Genomic DNA, 18,518 nt, shown 5'->3' with positions numbered 1-18,518 from the left:
TGATGTTCCCGCACCGAGAGAGTGCCCGCCAGCACCTGAGATGAGGCTGAGAGGCTGAGAGAAGGCTCAGAAATCCCTGCCGGTTTCCTGTCGGACGGGCATGCTGTGCCCGTGAAGCCTCGGGTGCTGGTGGTGGACGACGAGCCGGGTGTGCGCCGGGCGCTGCAGCGTGGCCTGACCGCGGAGGGCATGGACATAGTGGTGGCCGCGGACGGCCCCAGCGCCCTGCAGATGGCCCGGACCGGGTCGTTCGACGCGATCCTGCTGGACATCATGCTGCCCGGTCTGTCCGGGTACCGGGTGTTGCAGACGCTGCGCAACGAAGGTGTCCGCACACCGGTGCTGCTGGTCTCGGCGAAGGACGGCGAGATCGACCAAGCCGACGGGCTGGACCTGGGCGCCGACGGATACCTGGTCAAGCCGTTCTCCTTCGTGGTCCTCGTGGCCCAGGTGCGGGCCTTGCTGCGCCGGGGCTCCGCCGAGGGCTCGGGACAAAGACTCAGATTGGGCGAACTTGTCGTTGACCGTGCGTCACGACAGGTCAGTATGGCGGGCGAACCTGTGTCGCTCAGCCCACGCGAATTCGCCGTATTGGATGTTCTTGCCAGTCGCGCTGGGTCCGTGGTCACCAAGGACGAGCTGCTGAGAGCGGTGTGGGGTGACGAACAGGCCGCCACTCGCAACGCCGTCGAGGTCTACGTCGGCTACCTGCGGCGCAAGCTGGACGCGGTCGGCGCGGGCTCGATCGTGCGCACAGTGCGGGGACACGGCTATCTTGCGTCCACCGGAGAGATCGACGCAGTGATGGGGACGTGAACGTCAAAGCAGTCTGGCTCCGCCGCAGTGTGCGGTTCCGCATCACCACCATGGCCACCGTGGCGACGCTGCTGATCCTGTTGGGCCTGGCCTGGTACACCGGCGGCCGGATCGGGTCGCTGCTCATCGATTCCGCTGACCGTGAGCTCCAGCCGATCCTGACCACCGCGGTGAACGACGTCGTCGCCGGGCGGAAGCCGAGTGCAAGTACGCCGTACGTGCAGGTATCCGTGCTGGACACGGCCGGGACAGCGGTCAACGGCATGCCGCAGCCGGACCTGAACGAGCGCGATGTGCGTGAGCTGAAGGCCGCCGAGCCGATCCTCCGCTTCCGCGACGACCCGCCGACGTACTGGGTGGGCACGGTGGCAACGGCACCCGACGGCAACCAACGGCTCGTTGTCGCAGGTACAGGTCTTACGGGGTACGTACAAGCCCAACGGCACGGGACGAACTGGCTGATGATCGCGGCCGTCCTGGGCGCGGTCGCCACCGGCATCGCCACGTGGTTCTCCGTGCGGTCCTCGCTGAGACCCGTCGAGCGAATGCGCCTCGCCGCGGCTCGTTTGCCTGCGGGACAACGACTACCGCTGCCGGACTCCGACGACGAGCTGCGTTCCCTGGCAGGGGCGTTGAACGGGTTGCTGGCGCGGCGAGACGAAGCCACCGAGCGGCTGCGGAAGTTCACCGGGGATGCGGCACATGAGCTGCGTTCGCCGGTCGCGTCGATCCGGGTGCAGGCCGAGGTCGCCGTGGCCAACCCGGATCCCGAACTGTCCCAGGAGGTTCTCGCCGAGATCGTGCGCGAGTCCGAGCGACTGTCCACTTTGGTGGACGGGCTGCTGACCCTGGCACGGTCGGACGCGGGCGAGGTACCCGCCGCGCAGCCGGTGGACCTGGTGGACGCGGCCCAGCAAGCGATCGCGCGGTGTGCCAACGAGTCCGTGCGGATCACCCTGCAGGCGCCGACCGGTTCGGCGTGGGTTCAGGCCGCGCCGACCGAGGTGGACCTGGTGCTGGACAACCTGTTGCGCAACGCCAGGCTGTACGCGCGGGCGCAGATCACCGTGTCGGTACTGCCCGCGGGCGGTTCGGTCCGGCTCCTGGTGGACGACGACGGCCCGGGCATCGCGGCCGAGCACCGGGACAAGGTGTTCGACCGGTTCTACCGGGTCCAGGACGACCGGGCGAGGCAGACCGGCGGATCCGGCCTTGGCCTCGCCCTGGTCGCCGAGGTGGTCCGCCGGCGGGGCGGGACGGTCCTGGTCACCGAGTCACCCGACGCCGGGGCCCGGCTCCAGGTGCGCTGGAAGAGCGTCTAGCTGACCTTCACTGCTCCGGATGGGCACAGCGTGGCCGCCTGACGGACCGCGTCCTGCTCGTCGGCGCCCGGCTCCGGCTGCAGCACCGTCACGATGCCGTCGTCGTCCTGGTCGAACACCTCCGGCGCGGTGAGCACGCACATGCCGGCGCCGACACAGATGTCCTTGTTTCCCTCAACATGCATGAGTCTCTCCTACCACGATCGCCGCTCCCCGCGCATAGTGCGGCCGCGGCGACTTGTAGTTCCCTTCGAGGGTCACCAGGTGACCGGGAGTTCGTTCACGCCCTGGATGGTGGTGGCCGGGCGCAGGACGAGCTCCTCGACCGGCACGGCCAGCCGCAGCGTGGGGATCCGGTCGAACAACGCGGTCAGGGCCAGTTCGAGCTCCATCCGCGCCAGGTTCTGGCCGAGGCACTGGTGGACGCCGTACCCGAAGGCCACGTGGTGGCGGGCCGGGCGGCTGATGTCGAACTTGTCCGGGTCCGGGAACGCCTCCGGGTCGCGGTTGGCGAGCGAGCTGGCGATGATCACGCCCTCGCCCGCCTTGATCACCGCCCCGCCGACCTCGATGTCCTCTGTGGCCACCCGGAACGGCCCGATGTCCACAATGGACAGGTAGCGGAGCAGCTCCTCGACCGCGGTGGTGATCGCCTCCGGCCGGGACCGCAGGTCGGCCAGCTGCTCCGGGTGCTCCAGCAGGGTGATCACGCCGAGCGAGGTCATCGACGCCGTGGTCTCGTGCCCGGCGATGAGCAGCAACACGGAGTTGCGCACCAGTTCGTCGGTGGTCAGCGCGCCGGTGGCGACCTGCTCATCCTTCAGCCGCGCGATCAGCCCGGGTGGCGGGTCCTCGATCAGCTTGCCCAGGTACTCCTTCAGCGCGGTCATGCTCGCCTTGGCCTGCTCGGGCGATTCGGCCTGCAGCAGCGTGCGGCTGTGGGTCTGGAAGAAGTCGTGGTCGGCGTAGGGGACGCCGAGCATCTGGCAGATCACCATCGACGGGATCGGCAGCGAGAAGTGCTTGACCAGGTCGGCGGGCGGCCCGGCGGCCAGCAGGTCGTCCAGTGCGTCCTGCACGATCTGCTCGATGTGCGGCCTGAGCTCCTTGAACCGGCGCACGGTGAACTCGGAGATCAGCATCCGCCGGTAGTAGTTGTGCTCGGGGTCGTCCATGCCGATGAACCCCGGCTGCTCCTCGCGGACTGCCTTGAACCGCTCGGTGAGGATCGGGAAGCCCTCGCGCCGCCGGTCGGCCGAGATGCGGGGGTCGGCGAGCAGTTTGCGGGCGTCGGCGTGGCTGGTGACCGCCCACGCCAGTGTGCCGTCGTAGAGCCGGACTCGTTGCAGGGCAGGGCCTTCGCGCAGCTCGTCGTAGGCCGGGGACGGGTGGTAGGGACAGGTGCGTGCCTGTGGGAAGTCGACCGTCATCGGTAAAGCCCCCTTTAAGAAACGTTGCGTTCTCTATCTCTGACGGTAGACCTCACGGGATAGAGAACGCAACGTTCTTTCAGGAGGACTTGGTTACCAATTCACTGGCAGCGCGTTCACTCCCTGGATACTCGTGGCCGGATGCACGGGCAAGTCCTCGACGGCCCCGTCCAGGCGAAGTGCCGGGATGCGCCGGAAAAGCGCGGAGAGTGCCAGTTCCAGCTCCATCCGGGCGAGGTTCTGGCCCAGGCACTGGTGCACGCCGTAACCGAACGCGACCTGCGGGCGGGCCTGCCGGGCGACGTCGAACCGGTCCGGTTGGTCGAAAACCCCCGGGTCGCGGTTGGCCATCGAGGTGCTGAACAGCACGCCTTCACCCGCCTTGATGGTCACATCCGCGATCTCGATGTCCTCGACGGCGATCCGCGCGGGCGAAGTGTCCACAACGGACGTGTAGCGCAGGATCTCCTCGACCGCGCCAGCCGGATCCTTGTGCAGCTTGGCGAGTTCGGCGGGGTGGTCGAGCAGGGCGATCACGCCCAGCGCGATGGTCGATGCGGTCGTCTCATGCCCGGCCACCAGCAGGATCAGCGCGTTCTCGACCAGTTCCGGCCCGGGCAGCTGGTCCTTCAGCCGGGCCAGCAGCCCGTCCGGCGGGTCGGCGACCAGCTCGCCCATGTACTTGTACAGCGCGCCGGTGGCGGACATCGCCTCTTCGGGCGAACCGGCCTGAAGCATGCGCCGGCTGTGGTCCTGGAAGAACTCATGGTCGTCGTACGGGACACCGAGCAGATGACAGATGACGATAGACGTCACCGGTAATGCGAAATCGCGTACGAGGTCGGCGGGCGGCCCGGCGGCGAGCATCGCGTCCAGCCGGTCGTGCACCGTCCGTTCGATCAGCGGACGCAGGTCCTTGAACCGGCGCAGGGTGAACTCCGGGGTGAGCATCCGCCGGTAGTGGCCGTGTTCCGGCGGGTCGAGGAACACGAACGCGGGCCGTTCGGCAGGGGCCGCCGTCCGGCGAAGGACCACTGGGAAGCCGTCGCGGCGACGGTCGGCGGAGAGCCTCGGGTCGGCGAGTAACCGCCGGGTCTCCGCATGCCCCGTGACCAGCCAGGACCCGGTGCCGTCCGGCAAAGTCACGCGGTGCAGGGGCGAACCGTTCAGCGCGCGGTAGGCGGGCGGCGGGTCGTAGGGACAGGCGCGGGCTTGCGGGAAGTCGATCGGCATGTGGAACCCCCACGGTTTTAGAGAGTCCATTTAAGCTGTTCGCCGTGCAGGTGGACCACCGCAAGGGGCCGCGCCGCCGGGGCGAGGTCCTGGAGGAAGCGATCATGCAGGCCGCCCTGGCCGAGCTGGCCGAGGTCGGCTACATGAACGTGAGCATGGAACGGATCGCCGCGCGCGCCCGGACCAGCAAGGCCGCGCTGTACCGGCGCTGGCCCGACCGCGCCCACCTGATCGTCGACTCGTACGTGCGGTTCGTGGTCGACGACGTCGACATCCCGGACACCGGCAGCCTGCGCACGGACCTGATGGTGCTGTTGCGCCAGCTGGCGAACGTGATCACCTCGCCGGTGGTGATGATGCTGTTCGGGCTGCTGGTCGACGCCGGGGACAACGGCGAGCTGCGGGCCGTGATCCGCGAACGGGTGGCCACGCTGAAGCCGGTGCTGATCAGCGACATCCTCGAGCGCGCCCGCGCCCGCGGCGAACTGCGCAAGCCGCTCACCCGCCGCCAGTCGACGCTGCCGATCGACCTGCTGCGCAACGAGGTCGTGCAGATCCTGCTGCGCGACGGCCCGGCCGGCGAGATCCCCGACTCGACCATCGAGGAGATCGTCGACGAGATCTTCCTGCCCCTGGTCCGCGCCTGATGCCGGTCCTGCGAGCGACCGCGCTGGTGCAAGCCCCGGCCCGGACCGTCACCGGCGCCCTCATCGACGCGATGTCCCGGCGCGCTTCGGTTGTGTCCGTGTCGGATTTCGCGGCTTCCGCTGTGCTGCCGCCTGGTCCGTTCCGCTCGGGTGAGGTCAGCGGGGTCTGCGTCCAGACCGGCGCGGGGACGTTGCTGACTTGTTCTTTTTCTTGGGAGGGCGGGGTTTTCTGGTTCCGGCGGCCGGTGCTGTCCTTGCTCGACGGACTCGTCGACGGGGTTCAGGCGCGCGCTGAGACACTTGCCGACGCGCGTGTCGTGGTGGGCGCCGCGGTTGTGCGGGATGGGCTGCTTCTGGCTCAGCAGCGGGCGTTTCCGGACTCCGCCGCGGGGAAGTGGGAGCTGCCTGGCGGTCGTGTCGACCCCGGTGAGACCGACCACGAGGCTCTGGTTCGCGAGTGCCAGGAGGAACTCGGCGTCACGGTCTCCCCGGCTGATCAGCTCGGACCCGACGTGATCCTCCCCAATGACAAGCTTTTGCGCATCTACCAGGCCACGATGCCCGCCGACGCGACTCCGGTCGCCGTGGAGCACAAGGACGTCCGCTGGCTCACGGAGTCCGAACTGGACGGTATGGACTGGCTCCCCGCCGACCGCGTCCTGCTGCCTGCGCTGCACGCCTTCGTGAGTGGTTTCGCTCGTTGGGACAAGCAAAACCACTCACGAGGCGCTTCAACCGAGGCCGGCTACTCTGAGGGCGGCTTCGAGGCGGTGTGAACCTCGTTCGGCGGCGTGCGCGGCCCCGGTGGCCCGGATCCGGTCCAGCTCGGCCGGGTCGTCGAGCAGGTCCAGGGTTCGTTTCCGGATCCCGGACAGCTCCTCGATGACCGCGTCCGCGGCCTGGTCCTTCAGCGCCGAGTAGGTCGTGATGCCCGCCGCGGCCTCGGCGGGGGACCGGCCGGTGCAGGCGCCGAGGATCTCCAGCAGGTTGGCCACGCCGGGCTGCTCGTCCGGCCGGTACTCGACCCGGTTGGCGGTGTCGGTGACCGCCCGGCGGAACTTGCGGCGGACCAGGTCCGGGCTGTCCAGCACGAACACCACGCCCGCGTCGTCCCGGCTCGACTTGGCCATCTTGCGGCTGGGGTCGGCCAGGTCCCGCACCCGCGCCGCGACCTGCGGCACCACCAGGTCCGGCACCACGAAGACGTCCCCGAACGTGGTGTTGAACCGCCGCGCCAGCGCCCGGGCCAGTTCCACGTGCTGCGACTGGTCCTCGCCGACCGGCACCTCGTCCGCGCCCTGCAACAGGATGTCCGCGGCCATCAGCACCGGATAGGTGAGCAGGCCCAACCGGACCGTCTTGGCGCCCGCGGACTTCTCCTTGAACTGGATCATCCGGGCCACCTCGCCGAACGTCGACGTGCACTCCAGCACCCACGTCAGCGCCGTCAGGTCGCGCATGATGTCGGACTGCACGAACACGCTGGCCGGCCTGATGCCCGCGCCGATCAGCACGGCGAGCATCTCCCGGGTCAGCGCGCGCAGGCGTTGCGGGTTGTACGCCGTGGTCATGGCATGCAGGTCACTGACGAAGTACAGGTCGTCGGCGGTGCCCTCGGCCGCCCACCGGCGGATGGCGCCGAGGTAGTTGCCGAGCTGGGCGCGGCCGGACGGGGTGGCACCGGAAAGCCTGGTCATGGGGTCCTCCTTGGCTCGTCGCCACCCGCCGGAGGACATCAAAAAAAGCCGCCCGGTCGGGCGGCCCTTGGCTGGTTGAGCTCAGCTCACGTCAGGTCGGCCGCCTCCGCGGCCCACCAGGACTGGAGCTGTGCGCTGTGCATGGCGTGAGCGTATCAGGTCAGGGCTCGTATAAAGAACGCGTATATGCCGGAATCGTTTCGTACCCGGACCGAGGGCACCGGCGTACCTTAAATGGCATGTATATCGTGATGCTGGCCTACAAGGCGCCCCGGGAGGAGATCGACTATCTCCTCCCCGATCATATCGAGTGGCTCACCAGGCAATACGACGCCGGATACTTTCTGTGCTCGGGCCGTCAGCCCTCGCACAGCGGCCGAGTGATCATCACCCGCCCGATGCCCCGCGGCAAGCTCGAGGCGCTGCTCGCGACCGACCCGCTTGACCTGGCCAAGATGGTCACCCATCAGGTGGTGGAGTTCGAGGCCACCCGGACCGCGCCAGAACTCGCGAGGGTGAACGAGGCCCTTGCCAGCTGAAAAGATTCGGCCAGTATCGAACTGCCCGGATCGACCGTTCGCCGGTCCGGGCCTGACCTCGCGGGAAATTGCACACGAGGTCTTGTTGACCATTCTTTTACCTTTTTCCGGCGAATTCCATCGCCACGTGCACCCGCACGTGCACAATGCGTTTCCGGGGGCGTCGCGCCCCTGTCGCGGACGCTGGCGCCGATCTCCATCCGTGCCTTGGAGCATCCCCCTGTCCCCGCGCATGTCAAGCGGACACACCCGGGTGTGGCCGGGCCGCTGACGGCGACCGGCGGGGAAGTGGTTGGACGCCGGGCAGGTGAAGTTCGCGGGTCTAGGCGGCCAACTTGGCCTTTGCCTTGCGCAGCGCGAGAACCGGGCATTTGCCGCACCGGTCCGAGGACCGGCAGCACTTCTTCTTGACCTTGCCGGCCTTCATCAGGCGTTTCACCCGTTCTTGCGGGGTCTCGCCCTTGTGCTTCTTCTTGCCCACGCGCGCTCCAGGTCGGTCATACAGACGCCTGACTGAGGCTAGGCTAACCTCTCTTGATCGTCCTGTGGGGCTGGTCACACAAGATCTCAGGGTACCCTTATGAGCGGGCCCGGCAGGGTAGCTGAGGCCTGCCTCCAGCACGATGACCTACAGGAGCCCCCGCGTGCCCGCATCAGCCACCGTCAGCAGGACCAGGACGGACCTGCGCAACGTAGCAATCGTGGCACACGTCGACCACGGCAAGACCACGCTCGTCGACGCGATGCTGCGCCAGTCCGGCGCGTTCAGCGAGCGCGCCGAGCCGGTCGACCGGGTGATGGACTCCGGTGAGCTGGAGCGTGAGAAGGGCATCACGATCCTGGCGAAGAACACCGCCGTGCACCGCCAGACCCCCGACGGGGCGGTGACCATCAACGTGGTCGACACCCCGGGGCACGCGGACTTCGGCGGTGAGGTCGAGCGCGGGCTGGCCATGGTGGACGGCGTCCTGCTGCTCGTGGACGCCAGCGAGGGCCCGCTGCCGCAGACCCGGTTCGTGCTGCGCAAGGCGCTGGCCGCCGGCCTGCCCGTGGTGCTGGTCGTGAACAAGGTGGACCGTCCGGACGCCCGGATCACGGAGGTCGTGGAGGAGGCCCACGACCTGCTGCTGGACCTGGCCGGCGAGCTGGAGCTGGAAGACCTGGACAGCGTCCTGGACCTGCCGGTGGTGTACGCCTCGGCCAGGGCCGGCCGCGCCTCGCTGACCGCGCCCGCCGACGGCGGCCTGCCGGACAGCGAGAACCTCGACCCGCTGTTCGACGTGCTGCTGCAGCACATCCCGGCGCCGACCGGCGACCCGGACGCGCCGCTGCAGGCCCTGGTGACCAACCTGGACGCGTCCAGCTTCCTCGGCCGGATCGCGCTGTGCCGCATCCACGCCGGCAAGATCCGCAAGGGCCAGACCGTCGCGTGGCTGCGCGCGGACGGCTCCGTTTCCAACGTGCGCATCGCCGAGCTGCTGATCACCGAGGCCCTCGACCGCGTGCCCGGCGAGTTCGCCGAGGCCGGTGACCTGGTCGCCATCTCGGGCATCCCGGAGATCACCATCGGCGACACCCTGGCCGACCCGGACGACCCGCGGCCGTTGCCGCGGATCACCGTGGACGAGCCCGCGATCGCCATGACCATCGGCGTGAACACCTCGCCGCTGGCCGGGCGCAACGGCGGCACCAAGCTGACCGCGCGGGTGCTGAAGTCGCGTTTGGACAGTGAGCTGGTCGGCAACGTGAGCATCAAGGTGCTGCCGACCGAGCGCCCGGACACCTGGGAGGTCCAGGGCCGCGGCGAGCTGGCGCTGGCGATCCTGGTGGAGACCATGCGCCGGGAGGGCTTCGAGCTGACCGTCGGCAAGCCGCAGGTGGTCACCCGCACCATCGACGGCACCCTGTGCGAGCCGTTCGAGCGGCTGACCATCGACGCCCCCGAGGAGCACCTCGGCGCGATCACCCAGCTGCTCGCCTCGCGCAAGGGGCGGATGGAGCACATGGGCGGCCACGGCACCGGCCGGATCCGGATGGAGTACGTGATCCCGGCCCGCGGCCTGATCGGGTTCCGCACCGAGTTCCTGACCGAGACCCGCGGCACCGGCATCGCCAACCACATCTTCGAGGGCTACCACCCGTGGGTGGGCGAGCTGCGCACGCGGCACAGCGGCTCGCTGGTCGCCGACCGGACCGGCCCGATCACCGCCTACGCGATGATCCAGCTGGCCGACCGCGGCACGTTCTTCGTCGAGCCCGGCCAGGACTCCTACGAGGGCATGGTCGTCGGCGAGAACCCGCGCGCCGAGGACCTGGACGTCAACGTGGCCAGGGAGAAGAAGCTCACCAACATGCGTTCGTCCACAGGCGACGAGCTCGAGCGCCTCGCCCGCCCGCGCAAGCTGGGCCTCGAGGAGGCCCTCGAGTTCTGCGCGAGCGACGAGTGCGTCGAGGTCACGCCGACGGTGATCCGGGTGCGCAAGCTGATCCTGGACCAGACCCAGCGCGCCCGCGCCCGCTCCCGCGCCAAGACCCAAGCCTGACCGCCGGTCCACAGAGGACAGACAAAACCCCAGCTGACCCCTCGGGAGTGGTTTCGGTCGTTCCAACGGCCGAAACCACTCCCGAGGGGTTTATGCGTGAATTCGTGGGTTCACAGGCTGCGCTCAGCCGGACCTGGGAAACTCGGGTGCATGGGTTCGGCGAAGGTGGAACGATTCGGCCTGACCTGGGGAGGGCGAAGCGTGCGGGGAGCCGTTGCCGTAGTCGCGGCCGTGCTGATGCTGGCGGGGTGTTCCAACACGCCTCCGGCCCCGGTCGTCGGCACGGTGGCGCCGCGCCCCAGTGCCGCGCAGCCGGCCAAGCCGGGCGAGATCGTCGTGGGGGTCGACAGCATCACGGGCGGCTACAACCCGCACGTGCTGGCCGACCAGTCGACGATCACCACGGCACTGTCCACTTTGCTGCTCCCGTCGGCGTTCCGGCCCGCGGCCGACGGCACCCCCCAGCTCGACCGCACGCTCATGGTGTCCGCGGAGGTCACCAAGACCGAGCCGTACACGGTCACCTACCGCCTGCGGGGTGACGCGTCCTGGTCGGACGCCTCGCCGATCGCCGCGGAGGACTTCCTGTACCTGCGCGAGCGGATGCGCGACGAGCCCGGCGGTGTCGACTCGGCGGGCTACCGGCTGATCTCCGACATCAAGTCCGACGAGGGCGGCAAGGTCGTCCAGGTCATCTTCTCCGCGCCCTACCCCGGCTGGCGCTCGCTGTTCTCCAACCTCCTGCCCGCGCACATCCTCAAGGACGCCCCGGGCGGGTGGGACCAGGTGCTGGAGACCGGCTTCCCGGCCACCGCGGGCCCGTTCTCGATCAAGCAGCTCGACGTTCCCCGCGGCGAGATCGTGCTGGAACGCAACGAGCGCTACTGGGACCAGCCGACGATAGCCGATCGGGTGATCCTCCGGCGATCGGACGCCCCGGGACTCACCGATGCGTTACGAACCGGCCACGATCAGCTCGTCGTAGCAAGGACCGACGCGGCCGCGGTCGGACTTTTCACCGCATTGGGCGACAAAGTCGCCGTCAAGGCCGCACCCAGGCCAACAGTCGCCACCATCGTGCTCCGCCCGGTCGGACCGGACCTGCAGGACGAACGCGTGCGCACCGCGATCACCCAGATCCTCGACCGGGACGCCCTGATCAAGGCGGGCACCGGCGGCGGACCCGGCGAGCGCGTGGACGCGCTGACCCTGGCGCCCTCCCAGGTCGGCTACGCCGCGACCGACCCCCAGCCGCACGACACCGCCGCCGCGCAGACGGGCCTGACCCAGGCCGGATACACCCTGTCATCGGGTCTCTGGACCCGGGAGGGCAAGCCGCTCAGCGTGACCCTCGGTGCCCCCGCCGACAAGGAGCCCTACCTCAGCATCGCCAAGGAGGCCCAGAAGGAGCTCGCAGGCGCGGGCATCCAAGTCAAGTTCGTCACGCCCACCGCCGACCAGCTCTACAAGCCGGCCACCGAGGCCAGCGCGAACATGCTGGTCGCGCCGCGTGCCGTCGGCGACAACCCGGCCAGCGTGATGGCCTCGATGTACGGCTGCCCGGCGCCCAAGCCGGTCGACTCGAACGTCACCCCGCCGGGCAACCTGGCCGGGTTCTGCGACCAGAGCCTGCAGCCGGCCATCGACGCGGCGCTGACCGGGGCGATGTCGCTGCCGGACGCGATCGGCATCGTGGAGCCACGTGTGTGGCGCCAGTCGGTTGTGTTCCCCCTCTACCAGCTGGCCGATTCGGTGGCCGTCCGATCGGAGTTGTCGGTCGGCGAACTGACCGCGCCGCTGAATGCGCCATTCGGATCGGCGGTGACCTGGCACAGAAATCCGAATTGACACCAACGCGCGCTCCGTACCGGATCGGCTGCGTTTTCATACCCGCCGGTAACGGAGGCGTTGCCTTCCGCTATCGACGTGTCACCCTTTGGTCACGATCGGCCCGTCACCGGTGACCCAGACCATTTGGGTTCCTAGCGTTCTGGCGCATGCGCTGACCCACGGCCGTTGGGCGCGTCTTAGAGTGATGGGTCCTCCATGAGCGGAGATCGGCTCTACGGAGGAACCCTGTGCTAGGAGGGCACGTGTCAATGAGGAGATCAAAGGCAGTCTCCGCGATCGCGCTGTTCGCCGCCGCGTCGCTCGTGCTGGGAGCCTGCGGCTCCAGTGGCGACAACTCTGGTGGCAGTGGCGACTCCAACCAGCAGCAGAACCAGAAGCCCGGGGAGATCGGCGGCGCCGACAAGGTCTACAAGCGCCCCACCGTCCCCGACATGGGCGAGGTGACCACCGTCGTCGAAGAGGGCTTCCACGACTACAACAACCTCATCGGCGCGACCAACAACGCCTCGAACCTCTCGGCGACTGTCGCGATCCTGCCCTCGCCGTACGTCGGTGTGTACGACAACGGCCAGTTCGAGCAGCAGCTCGATGGTGACCTGATGGACTCGGTCACCGTGAAGTCGAAGGACCCCCAGGTCGTCGAGTACAAGTTCAAGAAGGAAGCGAACTGGGAAGACGGCCAGTCGATCGGCTGCAAGGACATCTACCTGCAGTTCCTGGTCCGCGGCAAGGAGACCGGCACCAAGTTCGACTCCTCGACCGCGGGCTACGAGGACATCAGCAAGGTCGACTGCGCGGACAACGACAAGACCGCGACGCTGACCTTCTCCAAGCCGTTCGCCGACTACCGCGGCCTGTTCTCGTTCACGAACAACGACGCGCTGCTCCCGGCGCACATCTGGGAGAAGCTCGCCGGCGTCGCCGACGTCACCAAGCTGCAGCGCACCAGCCCCGAGCTGGTGGCCGACAAGGCCGTGAAGGCCTACACCGAGGGCATGCTGGGCTGGGACCCGTCGTTCGGCATCTCGGGCGGCCCGTTCAAGATCGCGAGCACCGACAAGCGTGACACGCTGGTGCTGGTCCGCAACGACAAGTACTGGGGCCCGAAGACCGGTCCGTCCAAGGTCACCATCCGGACGAACACCAACGCCCAGTCCGCGTCGCAGCAGCTGCAGAACAAGGAAGTCCAGGCGATCAACGTCCAGGCCGACGGCCCGACCGCGATCCAGCTCAAGTCCGTCCCCTCGGTGAAGACCATCGCCCAGGGTGGCCAGACCTACGAGCACATCGACTTCAACATGGCGCGTCCGCTGTTCAAGGACAACCCGGAGATCCGGATGGCCGTCGCGAACTGCATCGACCGCGGCGCGCTGCTGGACAACCTGATCAAGGACATCGACCCGAACGCCAAGCCGCTGGGCAACTTCGTGTTCATGCCGAACGAGGCGGGCTACGAGGACCACTACGGCGACATCGGCAAGGGTGACACCGCCAAGGCCAAGAAGCTGCTCGAGGACAAGGGCTGGGCCCTCGGTCCGGACGGCATCTACGCCAAGAACGGTGTGAAGGCCGAGTTCACCCTGGGCTACAAGACCATCGACCGCCGCAACAAGACCTGGCAGCTGGTCAGCCAGAGCTGCAAGAAGGCGGGCATCCAGATCAACAGCGGCCAGAAGGACCAGTTCAACGCGGACGACCTGCCCGCGAGCGCCTTCGACGCGGCCCTGTTCGCCTGGGTGGGTGGCCTGACCAAGTCCAGCGCCTTCCAGAACTACCAGACGAAGGAAAAGGGCGGCAACGCCAACTACAACAACTACTCCAACGCGCAGGTCGACGACCTGTGGGCCAAGGCCAACAGCAACCTGGACTTCGCTGACCGCACCAAGCAGCTCAACGAGGTCGACAAGCTGATGGCCGCGGACATGGCCTCGGTGCCGCTGTTCCAGCTGCCCGACTACGCCGCCTACGACGGTGGCATCGGCGCCATGGGTCCGGACGGCAAGGTGGGTGACCTGTCCTTCCTCAACTTCGAGGGTGGCATCACCTGGAACCTCTGGGCATGGACCAAGCGCTGATCATCGGCGAGGTTTCCGACTGGTCATAAGCGAGGGGGCCGGTGCCACGAGCACCGGCCCCCACTCGCATGAAATTGTGCCTACCCTGGTGCACACACTGCCGGGGGCGGTCCTCTAGGAGTAGAAGTGCTGCGTTATATCGTGCGGCGGATCCTGATCTCGATCCCGCTGCTCATCGTGGGCTCGTTCCTCGTGTTCGGACTGGTTCAGGGCATGGGCGACCCGCTCGGCGAGTGGAAGCTGCAGAAGCCGAGGTCGCCCCAGGAGATCGAGCTGGCCTACCAGCAGACCGGGTACAACGACCCCTTCTTCGAGCGCTACGTGAACTGGGCGGGCGGGTTCGTCACCGGGGACTGGGGTAAATCGGTCATTCCCGGCAGTGGGTCGAAAGATGTGAAGGAAGAGGTGTTCCACGGCCTGTGGACCACCGCCCGGCTGGTGATCGGCGCCGAGGTCCTCGCCCTGCTCATCGGCATGGCGATCGGTGTGATCGGGGCGGTGCGGCAGTACTCGATCTTCGACTATTCGGCCACCGGTGTCGCTTTTGTGCTGTTCTCCATGCCGGTGTTCTGTATCGGCCTGATGCTCAAAAGCGCGGCAATTCCCTTCAACGACTTCCTGCAATCTCTCGGTATGGAGAGATGGATTACCACCGCCGGACCACCACCAGGTGGGTTCAGCGGTGGTTTCGGTCATCAGATAGGCCAGTACGTCGGCACGTTCCTGTTGCCGACGTTGTCTCTCCTGGCCATTCAGTTCGCGCTCTACAGCCGTTTCCAGCGGGCGTCCATGCTCGACGTGCTCGGCCAGGACTATGTGCGCACGGCGCAGGCGAAGGGCCTTTCCAGCGGCCGGGTCATCTTCCGGCACGCGTTCCGCAACGGCCTGATCCCGGTGATCACCGTGTTCGCGGTCAACTTCGGCCAGCTCATCGGCGGGGCGGTGATCACCGAGACGGTGTTCAACTGGTCCGGCATGGGCAGGCTGCTGATCCGCAGCATCAACGAGAAAGAGCCCTACATGGTGCTCGGCGTGGTCATGGTGACCGCGATCGCCGTAGTCATCTCCAACCTGATCGCGGACATCCTGTACGCGTACCTCGACCCGAGGATCCGTCTTGGCTGACCCAGTAACCACCACGACAGCGGCGCCGTCGGCCACGGCGGCAGCCGGCCTGGACATCGCCAAGCCGCGCAAGCAGTGGCAAGTGATCCTTCGCCGCTTCTTCCGGCACCGGGCCGCGATCGGCGGCCTGATCATCTTCGTGCTGCTGATCCTGTTCATCTTCGTCGGCGGCGCCATCTGGAAGTACCAGGCCGCCGACCTGAACCTGGGCCGCTACAAGGCCCCCAGCGGCGACCACCCGTTCGGCACCGGGCAGATCGGTGACGACCTGTTCGCCAAGGTCATCCGCGGCACCGGGTTCTCCATGCAGATCGCCATGGTCGCGGCCGCTCTCAACACGATCCTCGGTGTCGTGCTCGGCTCGCTGGCCGGCTACTACCGCGGCTGGGTGGACAGCGCGGTCAGCCGGCTGACCGACCTCGTGCTGGTCATCCCGACCTTCCTGATCGCGGCGGTGCTCTCCCGCGGCACGTTCTCCACCGAGGAGATCGCCCGCGGCGGCGGCGCCAGCAACTGGTTCCAGGTCGCCATCATCCTCGGCTTCACCAACTGGATGACGGTGTCGCGGACCGTGCGCGGCATGGTGCTCTCGTTGCGGGAGAAGGAGTTCGTCGAGGCCGCCAAGGCGCTCGGCGGCGGCCCGACCCGGGTGATCTTCCGGCACATCCTGCCCAACACGATGGACGTGGTGATCGTCAACGCCACGATCTGCGTGGCCCAGGCTGTGCTGCTGGAGTCGGCGCTGTCCTTCGTCGGCCTCGGGGTGAAGTACCCCGACACCTCGCTGGGCCTGCTGATCAACGAGAACCAGAACGAGCTGATCGTGCACCCCTGGCTGTTCTACTTCCCGTTCCTGTTCATCGTGCTGATCTCGCTGTCGGTCAACTTCATCGGCGACGGCCTGCGGGACGCGTTCGACCCACGGCAGAAGAGGGTGCGGGCATGACCGACGACTTCGGCGACTTCGGCGACACCGCGCTCAAGGCCGGTCAGGCGGATCGCGCCACCGAGCACCTGCTGGACGTGCGGGACCTGTCGGTTGACTTCAAGACCGAGGACGGCGTGGTGCACGCGGTGCGCAACGTGTCGTTCTCCCTGGCACAGCGCGAGGTCCTGGGCATCGTCGGCGAGTCCGGCTCGGGCAAGTCGGTGTCGTCCATGGCGCTGATGGGCCTGCTGCCGCGCACGGCGAAGGTGACCGGTTCGATCAACTTCCAGGGTGACGAACTGGTCGGCCTGACCTACAAGCAGATGCGGGCCTACCGGGGCAACAAGATCGCGATGATCTTCCAGGACCCGATGACCTCGCTCAACCCGGTGTTCACCGTCGGCTACCAGCTGGCCGAGGCGTACAAGGCGCACCACAATGTGTCCAAGGCGGCGGCCTGGGCCAAGGCGGTGGAAACCCTTGCGCTGGTGGGTATCCCGCAGCCGGACCGGCGGGCCAAGCAGTTCCCGCACGAGTTCTCGGGCGGTATGCGCCAGCGCGCGGTGATCGGCATGTCGATCATCAACGACCCCGAGCTGATCATCGCCGACGAGCCGACCACGGCGCTGGACGTGACCGTGCAGGCGCAGATCCTGGAGACCCTGCTGGAGATCCGGGACGAGACCAACGCGGCGATCATGATGATCACGCACGACCTCGGTGTGGTGGCCGGCATGGTCGACCGCGTGCAGGTGATGTACGGCGGCACGATCGTGGAGACCGGCGGCGTCAACGAGGTGTTCGAGACACCCCGGATGCCTTACACGGTGGGGCTTCTGGGGTCGATCCCGAACCCGGCGATGCTGGGCAGGCGGCTCACCCCGATCAAGGGCGCGCCGCCGTCGCTGATGAACCTGCCCAGCGGCTGCTCGTTCTCGCCGCGCTGCCCGCTGGCCGTGGCCGAGTGCCACGACGGTGAGCCCGAGCTGGTCGGCACGGGAGCACCGGGCCACAGTGCCAGGTGCATCCGGTGGCAGACGCTGGCCGGGATCGAGGATCCGCGCAAGCTGTTCGCCACCGAGGAGATCGGCGTGGTGGAGAACCCCGCCGGCCTGGTCGAGGAGCTGCCCGACATCGTCCAGGTCGAGGACCTGGCCGATGTGGAGAAGCGGCTGGAGCAAGCCGAGGAGAACTCATGACCGCCCAGGCACAGGCCACCGCGGCGCAGACCGGGACCGCGCCGCTGCTGGAGGTCAAGGACCTCGTCAAGGAGTTCCCGGTGCGGGGCGGCGGGATCATCCCGCGCACCGTCGGCTACGTGCACGCCGTCTCCGGTGTTTCGTTCACGGTCGCTGCGGGGGAGACCCTCGGCCTCGTCGGCGAGTCCGGCTGCGGCAAGTCCACCACCGGCCGGGCCGTGCTGCAGCTGCACAAGCCCACCTCGGGTTCGGTGAAGTTCGACGGCCGGGAACTGACCACGCTGGGCGGCCGCGAGCTGCGCGGGGTCCGGCGGGACATGCAGATCGTGTTCCAGGACCCGTACGCGTCGCTGAACCCGCGCTGGCAGATCAACGACATCGTCGCCGAGCCGTTCAACATCCACGGCCTCGAAGGTGGCGCCGCAGCTCGTCAGCAGCGGGTGGACGAGCTGCTGGAGCTGGTCGGGCTCAACCCGGAGCACCGCAGCCGCTACGGCCACGAGTTCTCCGGTGGCCAGCGGCAGCGCATCGGCATCGCCCGGGCGCTGGCGCTCAACCCGCGCATGGTGGTGCTCGACGAACCGGTGTCCGCGCTGGACGTGTCCGTGCAGGCCGGTGTGGTGAACCTGCTGGAGGAACTGCAGGAACGGCTCAACCTCGCCTACCTGTTCGTGGCGCACGACCTGTCCGTGGTGCGGCACATCTCGCACCGGGTGGCGGTGATGTACCTGGGCAAGATCGTCGAGATCGGCCCGCGCGAGGACATCTACACGCGCCCGACGCACCCGTACACGCAGGCGTTGCTGTCCGCCGTGCCCGTTCCCGACCCGCGCGCGGAGAAGGAACGGCAGCGGATCGTGCTGACCGGCGACGTGCCCAGCCCGGTGAACCCGCCCTCGGGCTGCCGGTTCCGCACCCGCTGCTGGAAGGCGCAGGACATCTGCGCGACCGAGGAGCCGCCGCTCGTGGCCCACGGGTCGGGTGGGCTGGTCTCGGCGTGCCACTTCGCCGAGGAACGCCAGGTCCTCTGAGGCGCTCACCCGGAACGGGACACCGGCGTCCCGTTCCGGGTGAGATCGGCGTTCTCGCGGGTACTCCGAGGGCTCGTGTCCC

The 18,518-nt window shown here is 68.0% G+C and carries 17 protein-coding genes; 12 read left to right on the top strand and 5 right to left on the bottom strand.

Annotated elements, in window-relative coordinates:
* Positions 1–111 precede the first annotated feature (111 nt).
* Together AB0J95_RS41215 and AB0J95_RS41210 are read left to right on the top strand one after the other, a co-directional pair.
* Positions 112–816, top strand: coding sequence for a response regulator transcription factor (locus tag AB0J95_RS41215; RefSeq protein WP_364770560.1), 705 nt, complete (start codon positions 112–114; stop codon positions 814–816).
* A 50-nt stretch (positions 817–866) separates the two neighbouring features.
* A complete protein-coding gene (locus AB0J95_RS41210) occupies positions 867–2,138 on the top strand; it encodes a HAMP domain-containing sensor histidine kinase (RefSeq protein ID WP_364770705.1) in 1,272 nt (423 codons plus the stop codon).
* On the opposite strand, the gene AB0J95_RS41205 is transcribed toward AB0J95_RS41210, so the two are convergent.
* The 3 genes from AB0J95_RS41205 to AB0J95_RS41195 all read right to left on the bottom strand — a co-directional run bounded on the left by AB0J95_RS41205 (position 2,135) and on the right by AB0J95_RS41195 (position 4,801).
* Positions 2,135–2,323 carry a (4Fe-4S)-binding protein gene (locus AB0J95_RS41205; RefSeq protein ID WP_364770558.1) on the bottom strand — a complete coding sequence of 63 codons (189 nt, stop codon included), beginning with the start codon at positions 2,321–2,323 and terminating at the stop codon, positions 2,135–2,137. The two genes, AB0J95_RS41210 and AB0J95_RS41205, sit on opposite strands and share 4 nt — an antisense overlap.
* A gap of 72 nt (positions 2,324–2,395) precedes the next feature.
* Entirely contained in the window at positions 2,396–3,568 is a 1,173-nt protein-coding gene (locus tag AB0J95_RS41200; RefSeq protein ID WP_364770556.1) for a cytochrome P450, read from the bottom strand.
* Positions 3,569–3,661: 93 nt separating this feature from the next.
* Positions 3,662–4,801 carry a cytochrome P450 gene (locus AB0J95_RS41195; RefSeq protein ID WP_364770554.1) on the bottom strand — a complete coding sequence of 380 codons (1,140 nt, stop codon included), beginning with the start codon at positions 4,799–4,801 and terminating at the stop codon, positions 3,662–3,664.
* 44 nt (positions 4,802–4,845) lie between these two features.
* On the opposite strand from AB0J95_RS41195, the gene AB0J95_RS41190 reads away from it, so the two are divergent.
* Both AB0J95_RS41190 and AB0J95_RS41185 read left to right on the top strand, forming a co-directional pair.
* Positions 4,846–5,448, top strand: a complete 603-nt coding sequence (locus tag AB0J95_RS41190; RefSeq protein ID WP_364770552.1) for a TetR/AcrR family transcriptional regulator — start codon at positions 4,846–4,848, stop codon at positions 5,446–5,448.
* Positions 5,448–6,224 (top strand): NUDIX domain-containing protein, encoded by a 777-nt coding sequence (locus AB0J95_RS41185; RefSeq protein ID WP_364770550.1) that lies wholly within the window; start codon positions 5,448–5,450, stop codon positions 6,222–6,224. The genes AB0J95_RS41190 and AB0J95_RS41185 overlap by 1 nt, the downstream gene beginning before the upstream one ends.
* Here AB0J95_RS41185 and trpS read toward each other — a convergent pair.
* The gene (gene trpS, locus AB0J95_RS41180; RefSeq protein WP_364770548.1) at positions 6,180–7,145 is read right to left on the bottom strand and encodes a tryptophan--tRNA ligase; all 966 of its coding nucleotides are present in this window, start codon (positions 7,143–7,145) and stop codon (positions 6,180–6,182) included. The genes AB0J95_RS41185 and trpS overlap by 45 nt on opposite strands.
* Before the next feature lie 239 nt (positions 7,146–7,384).
* Between trpS and AB0J95_RS41175 the strand changes: the two genes are divergently transcribed.
* Positions 7,385–7,684, top strand: coding sequence for a YciI family protein (locus AB0J95_RS41175; RefSeq protein WP_364770546.1), 300 nt, complete (start codon positions 7,385–7,387; stop codon positions 7,682–7,684).
* Positions 7,685–8,006: 322 nt separating this feature from the next.
* Here AB0J95_RS41175 and AB0J95_RS41170 read toward each other — a convergent pair whose 3' ends face one another.
* Entirely contained in the window at positions 8,007–8,165 is a 159-nt protein-coding gene (locus AB0J95_RS41170) for a hypothetical protein (protein ID WP_364770544.1), read from the bottom strand.
* A 163-nt stretch (positions 8,166–8,328) separates the two neighbouring features.
* On the opposite strand from AB0J95_RS41170, the gene typA reads away from it, so the two are divergent.
* The 7 genes from typA to AB0J95_RS41135 all read left to right on the top strand — a co-directional run bounded on the left by typA (position 8,329) and on the right by AB0J95_RS41135 (position 18,436).
* Complete coding sequence (typA, locus tag AB0J95_RS41165) at positions 8,329–10,227, top strand: translational GTPase TypA (protein WP_364770542.1); 1,899 nt, start codon at positions 8,329–8,331, stop codon at positions 10,225–10,227.
* Positions 10,228–10,428: 201 nt separating this feature from the next.
* Positions 10,429–12,075, top strand: coding sequence for an ABC transporter family substrate-binding protein (locus tag AB0J95_RS41160; protein ID WP_364770540.1), 1,647 nt, complete (start codon positions 10,429–10,431; stop codon positions 12,073–12,075).
* A gap of 251 nt (positions 12,076–12,326) precedes the next feature.
* On the top strand, positions 12,327–14,153 hold the full coding sequence (locus tag AB0J95_RS41155) for an ABC transporter family substrate-binding protein (RefSeq protein WP_364770538.1): 1,827 nt from the start codon (positions 12,327–12,329) through the stop codon (positions 14,151–14,153).
* Positions 14,154–14,279: 126 nt separating this feature from the next.
* Positions 14,280–15,278 carry an ABC transporter permease gene (locus AB0J95_RS41150; protein WP_364770536.1) on the top strand — a complete coding sequence of 333 codons (999 nt, stop codon included), beginning with the start codon at positions 14,280–14,282 and terminating at the stop codon, positions 15,276–15,278.
* Positions 15,271–16,224, top strand: coding sequence for an ABC transporter permease (locus AB0J95_RS41145; RefSeq protein ID WP_364770534.1), 954 nt, complete (start codon positions 15,271–15,273; stop codon positions 16,222–16,224). The genes AB0J95_RS41150 and AB0J95_RS41145 overlap by 8 nt, the downstream gene beginning before the upstream one ends.
* Positions 16,221–17,405 carry an ABC transporter ATP-binding protein gene (locus AB0J95_RS41140; RefSeq protein WP_364770532.1) on the top strand — a complete coding sequence of 395 codons (1,185 nt, stop codon included), beginning with the start codon at positions 16,221–16,223 and terminating at the stop codon, positions 17,403–17,405. The genes AB0J95_RS41145 and AB0J95_RS41140 overlap by 4 nt, the downstream gene beginning before the upstream one ends.
* A complete protein-coding gene (locus AB0J95_RS41135) occupies positions 17,402–18,436 on the top strand; it encodes an oligopeptide/dipeptide ABC transporter ATP-binding protein (protein ID WP_364770530.1) in 1,035 nt (344 codons plus the stop codon). The genes AB0J95_RS41140 and AB0J95_RS41135 overlap by 4 nt, the downstream gene beginning before the upstream one ends.
* Positions 18,437–18,518: the final 82 nt, after the last annotated feature.

This window comes from Actinocrispum sp. NPDC049592 (genome assembly GCF_040675465.1).
Taxonomy (GTDB): Bacteria; Actinomycetota; Actinomycetes; order Mycobacteriales; family Pseudonocardiaceae; genus Kibdelosporangium.
The sequence above is the reverse complement of the archived record's forward strand: the minus strand, read 5'-3'. Positions and strand labels throughout refer to the sequence as shown.

Excerpts from the sequence above, each read along its gene's own strand:
- AB0J95_RS41135 (WP_364770530.1), top strand. The coding sequence starts at position 17,402 with ATGACCGCCCAGGCACAGGCCACCGCGGCGCAGACCGGGACCGCGCCG.
- AB0J95_RS41155 (WP_364770538.1), top strand. The coding sequence starts at position 12,327 with ATGAGGAGATCAAAGGCAGTCTCCGCGATCGCGCTGTTCGCCGCCGCG.
- AB0J95_RS41195 (WP_364770554.1), bottom strand. The coding sequence starts at position 4,801 with ATGCCGATCGACTTCCCGCAAGCCCGCGCCTGTCCCTACGACCCGCCG.
- AB0J95_RS41210 (WP_364770705.1), top strand. The coding sequence starts at position 867 with ATGGCCACCGTGGCGACGCTGCTGATCCTGTTGGGCCTGGCCTGGTAC.
- AB0J95_RS41140 (WP_364770532.1), top strand. The coding sequence starts at position 16,221 with ATGACCGACGACTTCGGCGACTTCGGCGACACCGCGCTCAAGGCCGGT.
- trpS (WP_364770548.1), bottom strand. The coding sequence starts at position 7,145 with ATGACCAGGCTTTCCGGTGCCACCCCGTCCGGCCGCGCCCAGCTCGGC.
- AB0J95_RS41185 (WP_364770550.1), top strand. The coding sequence starts at position 5,448 with ATGCCGGTCCTGCGAGCGACCGCGCTGGTGCAAGCCCCGGCCCGGACC.
- AB0J95_RS41205 (WP_364770558.1), bottom strand. The coding sequence starts at position 2,323 with ATGCATGTTGAGGGAAACAAGGACATCTGTGTCGGCGCCGGCATGTGC.
- AB0J95_RS41175 (WP_364770546.1), top strand. The coding sequence starts at position 7,385 with ATGTATATCGTGATGCTGGCCTACAAGGCGCCCCGGGAGGAGATCGAC.
- AB0J95_RS41200 (WP_364770556.1), bottom strand. The coding sequence starts at position 3,568 with ATGACGGTCGACTTCCCACAGGCACGCACCTGTCCCTACCACCCGTCC.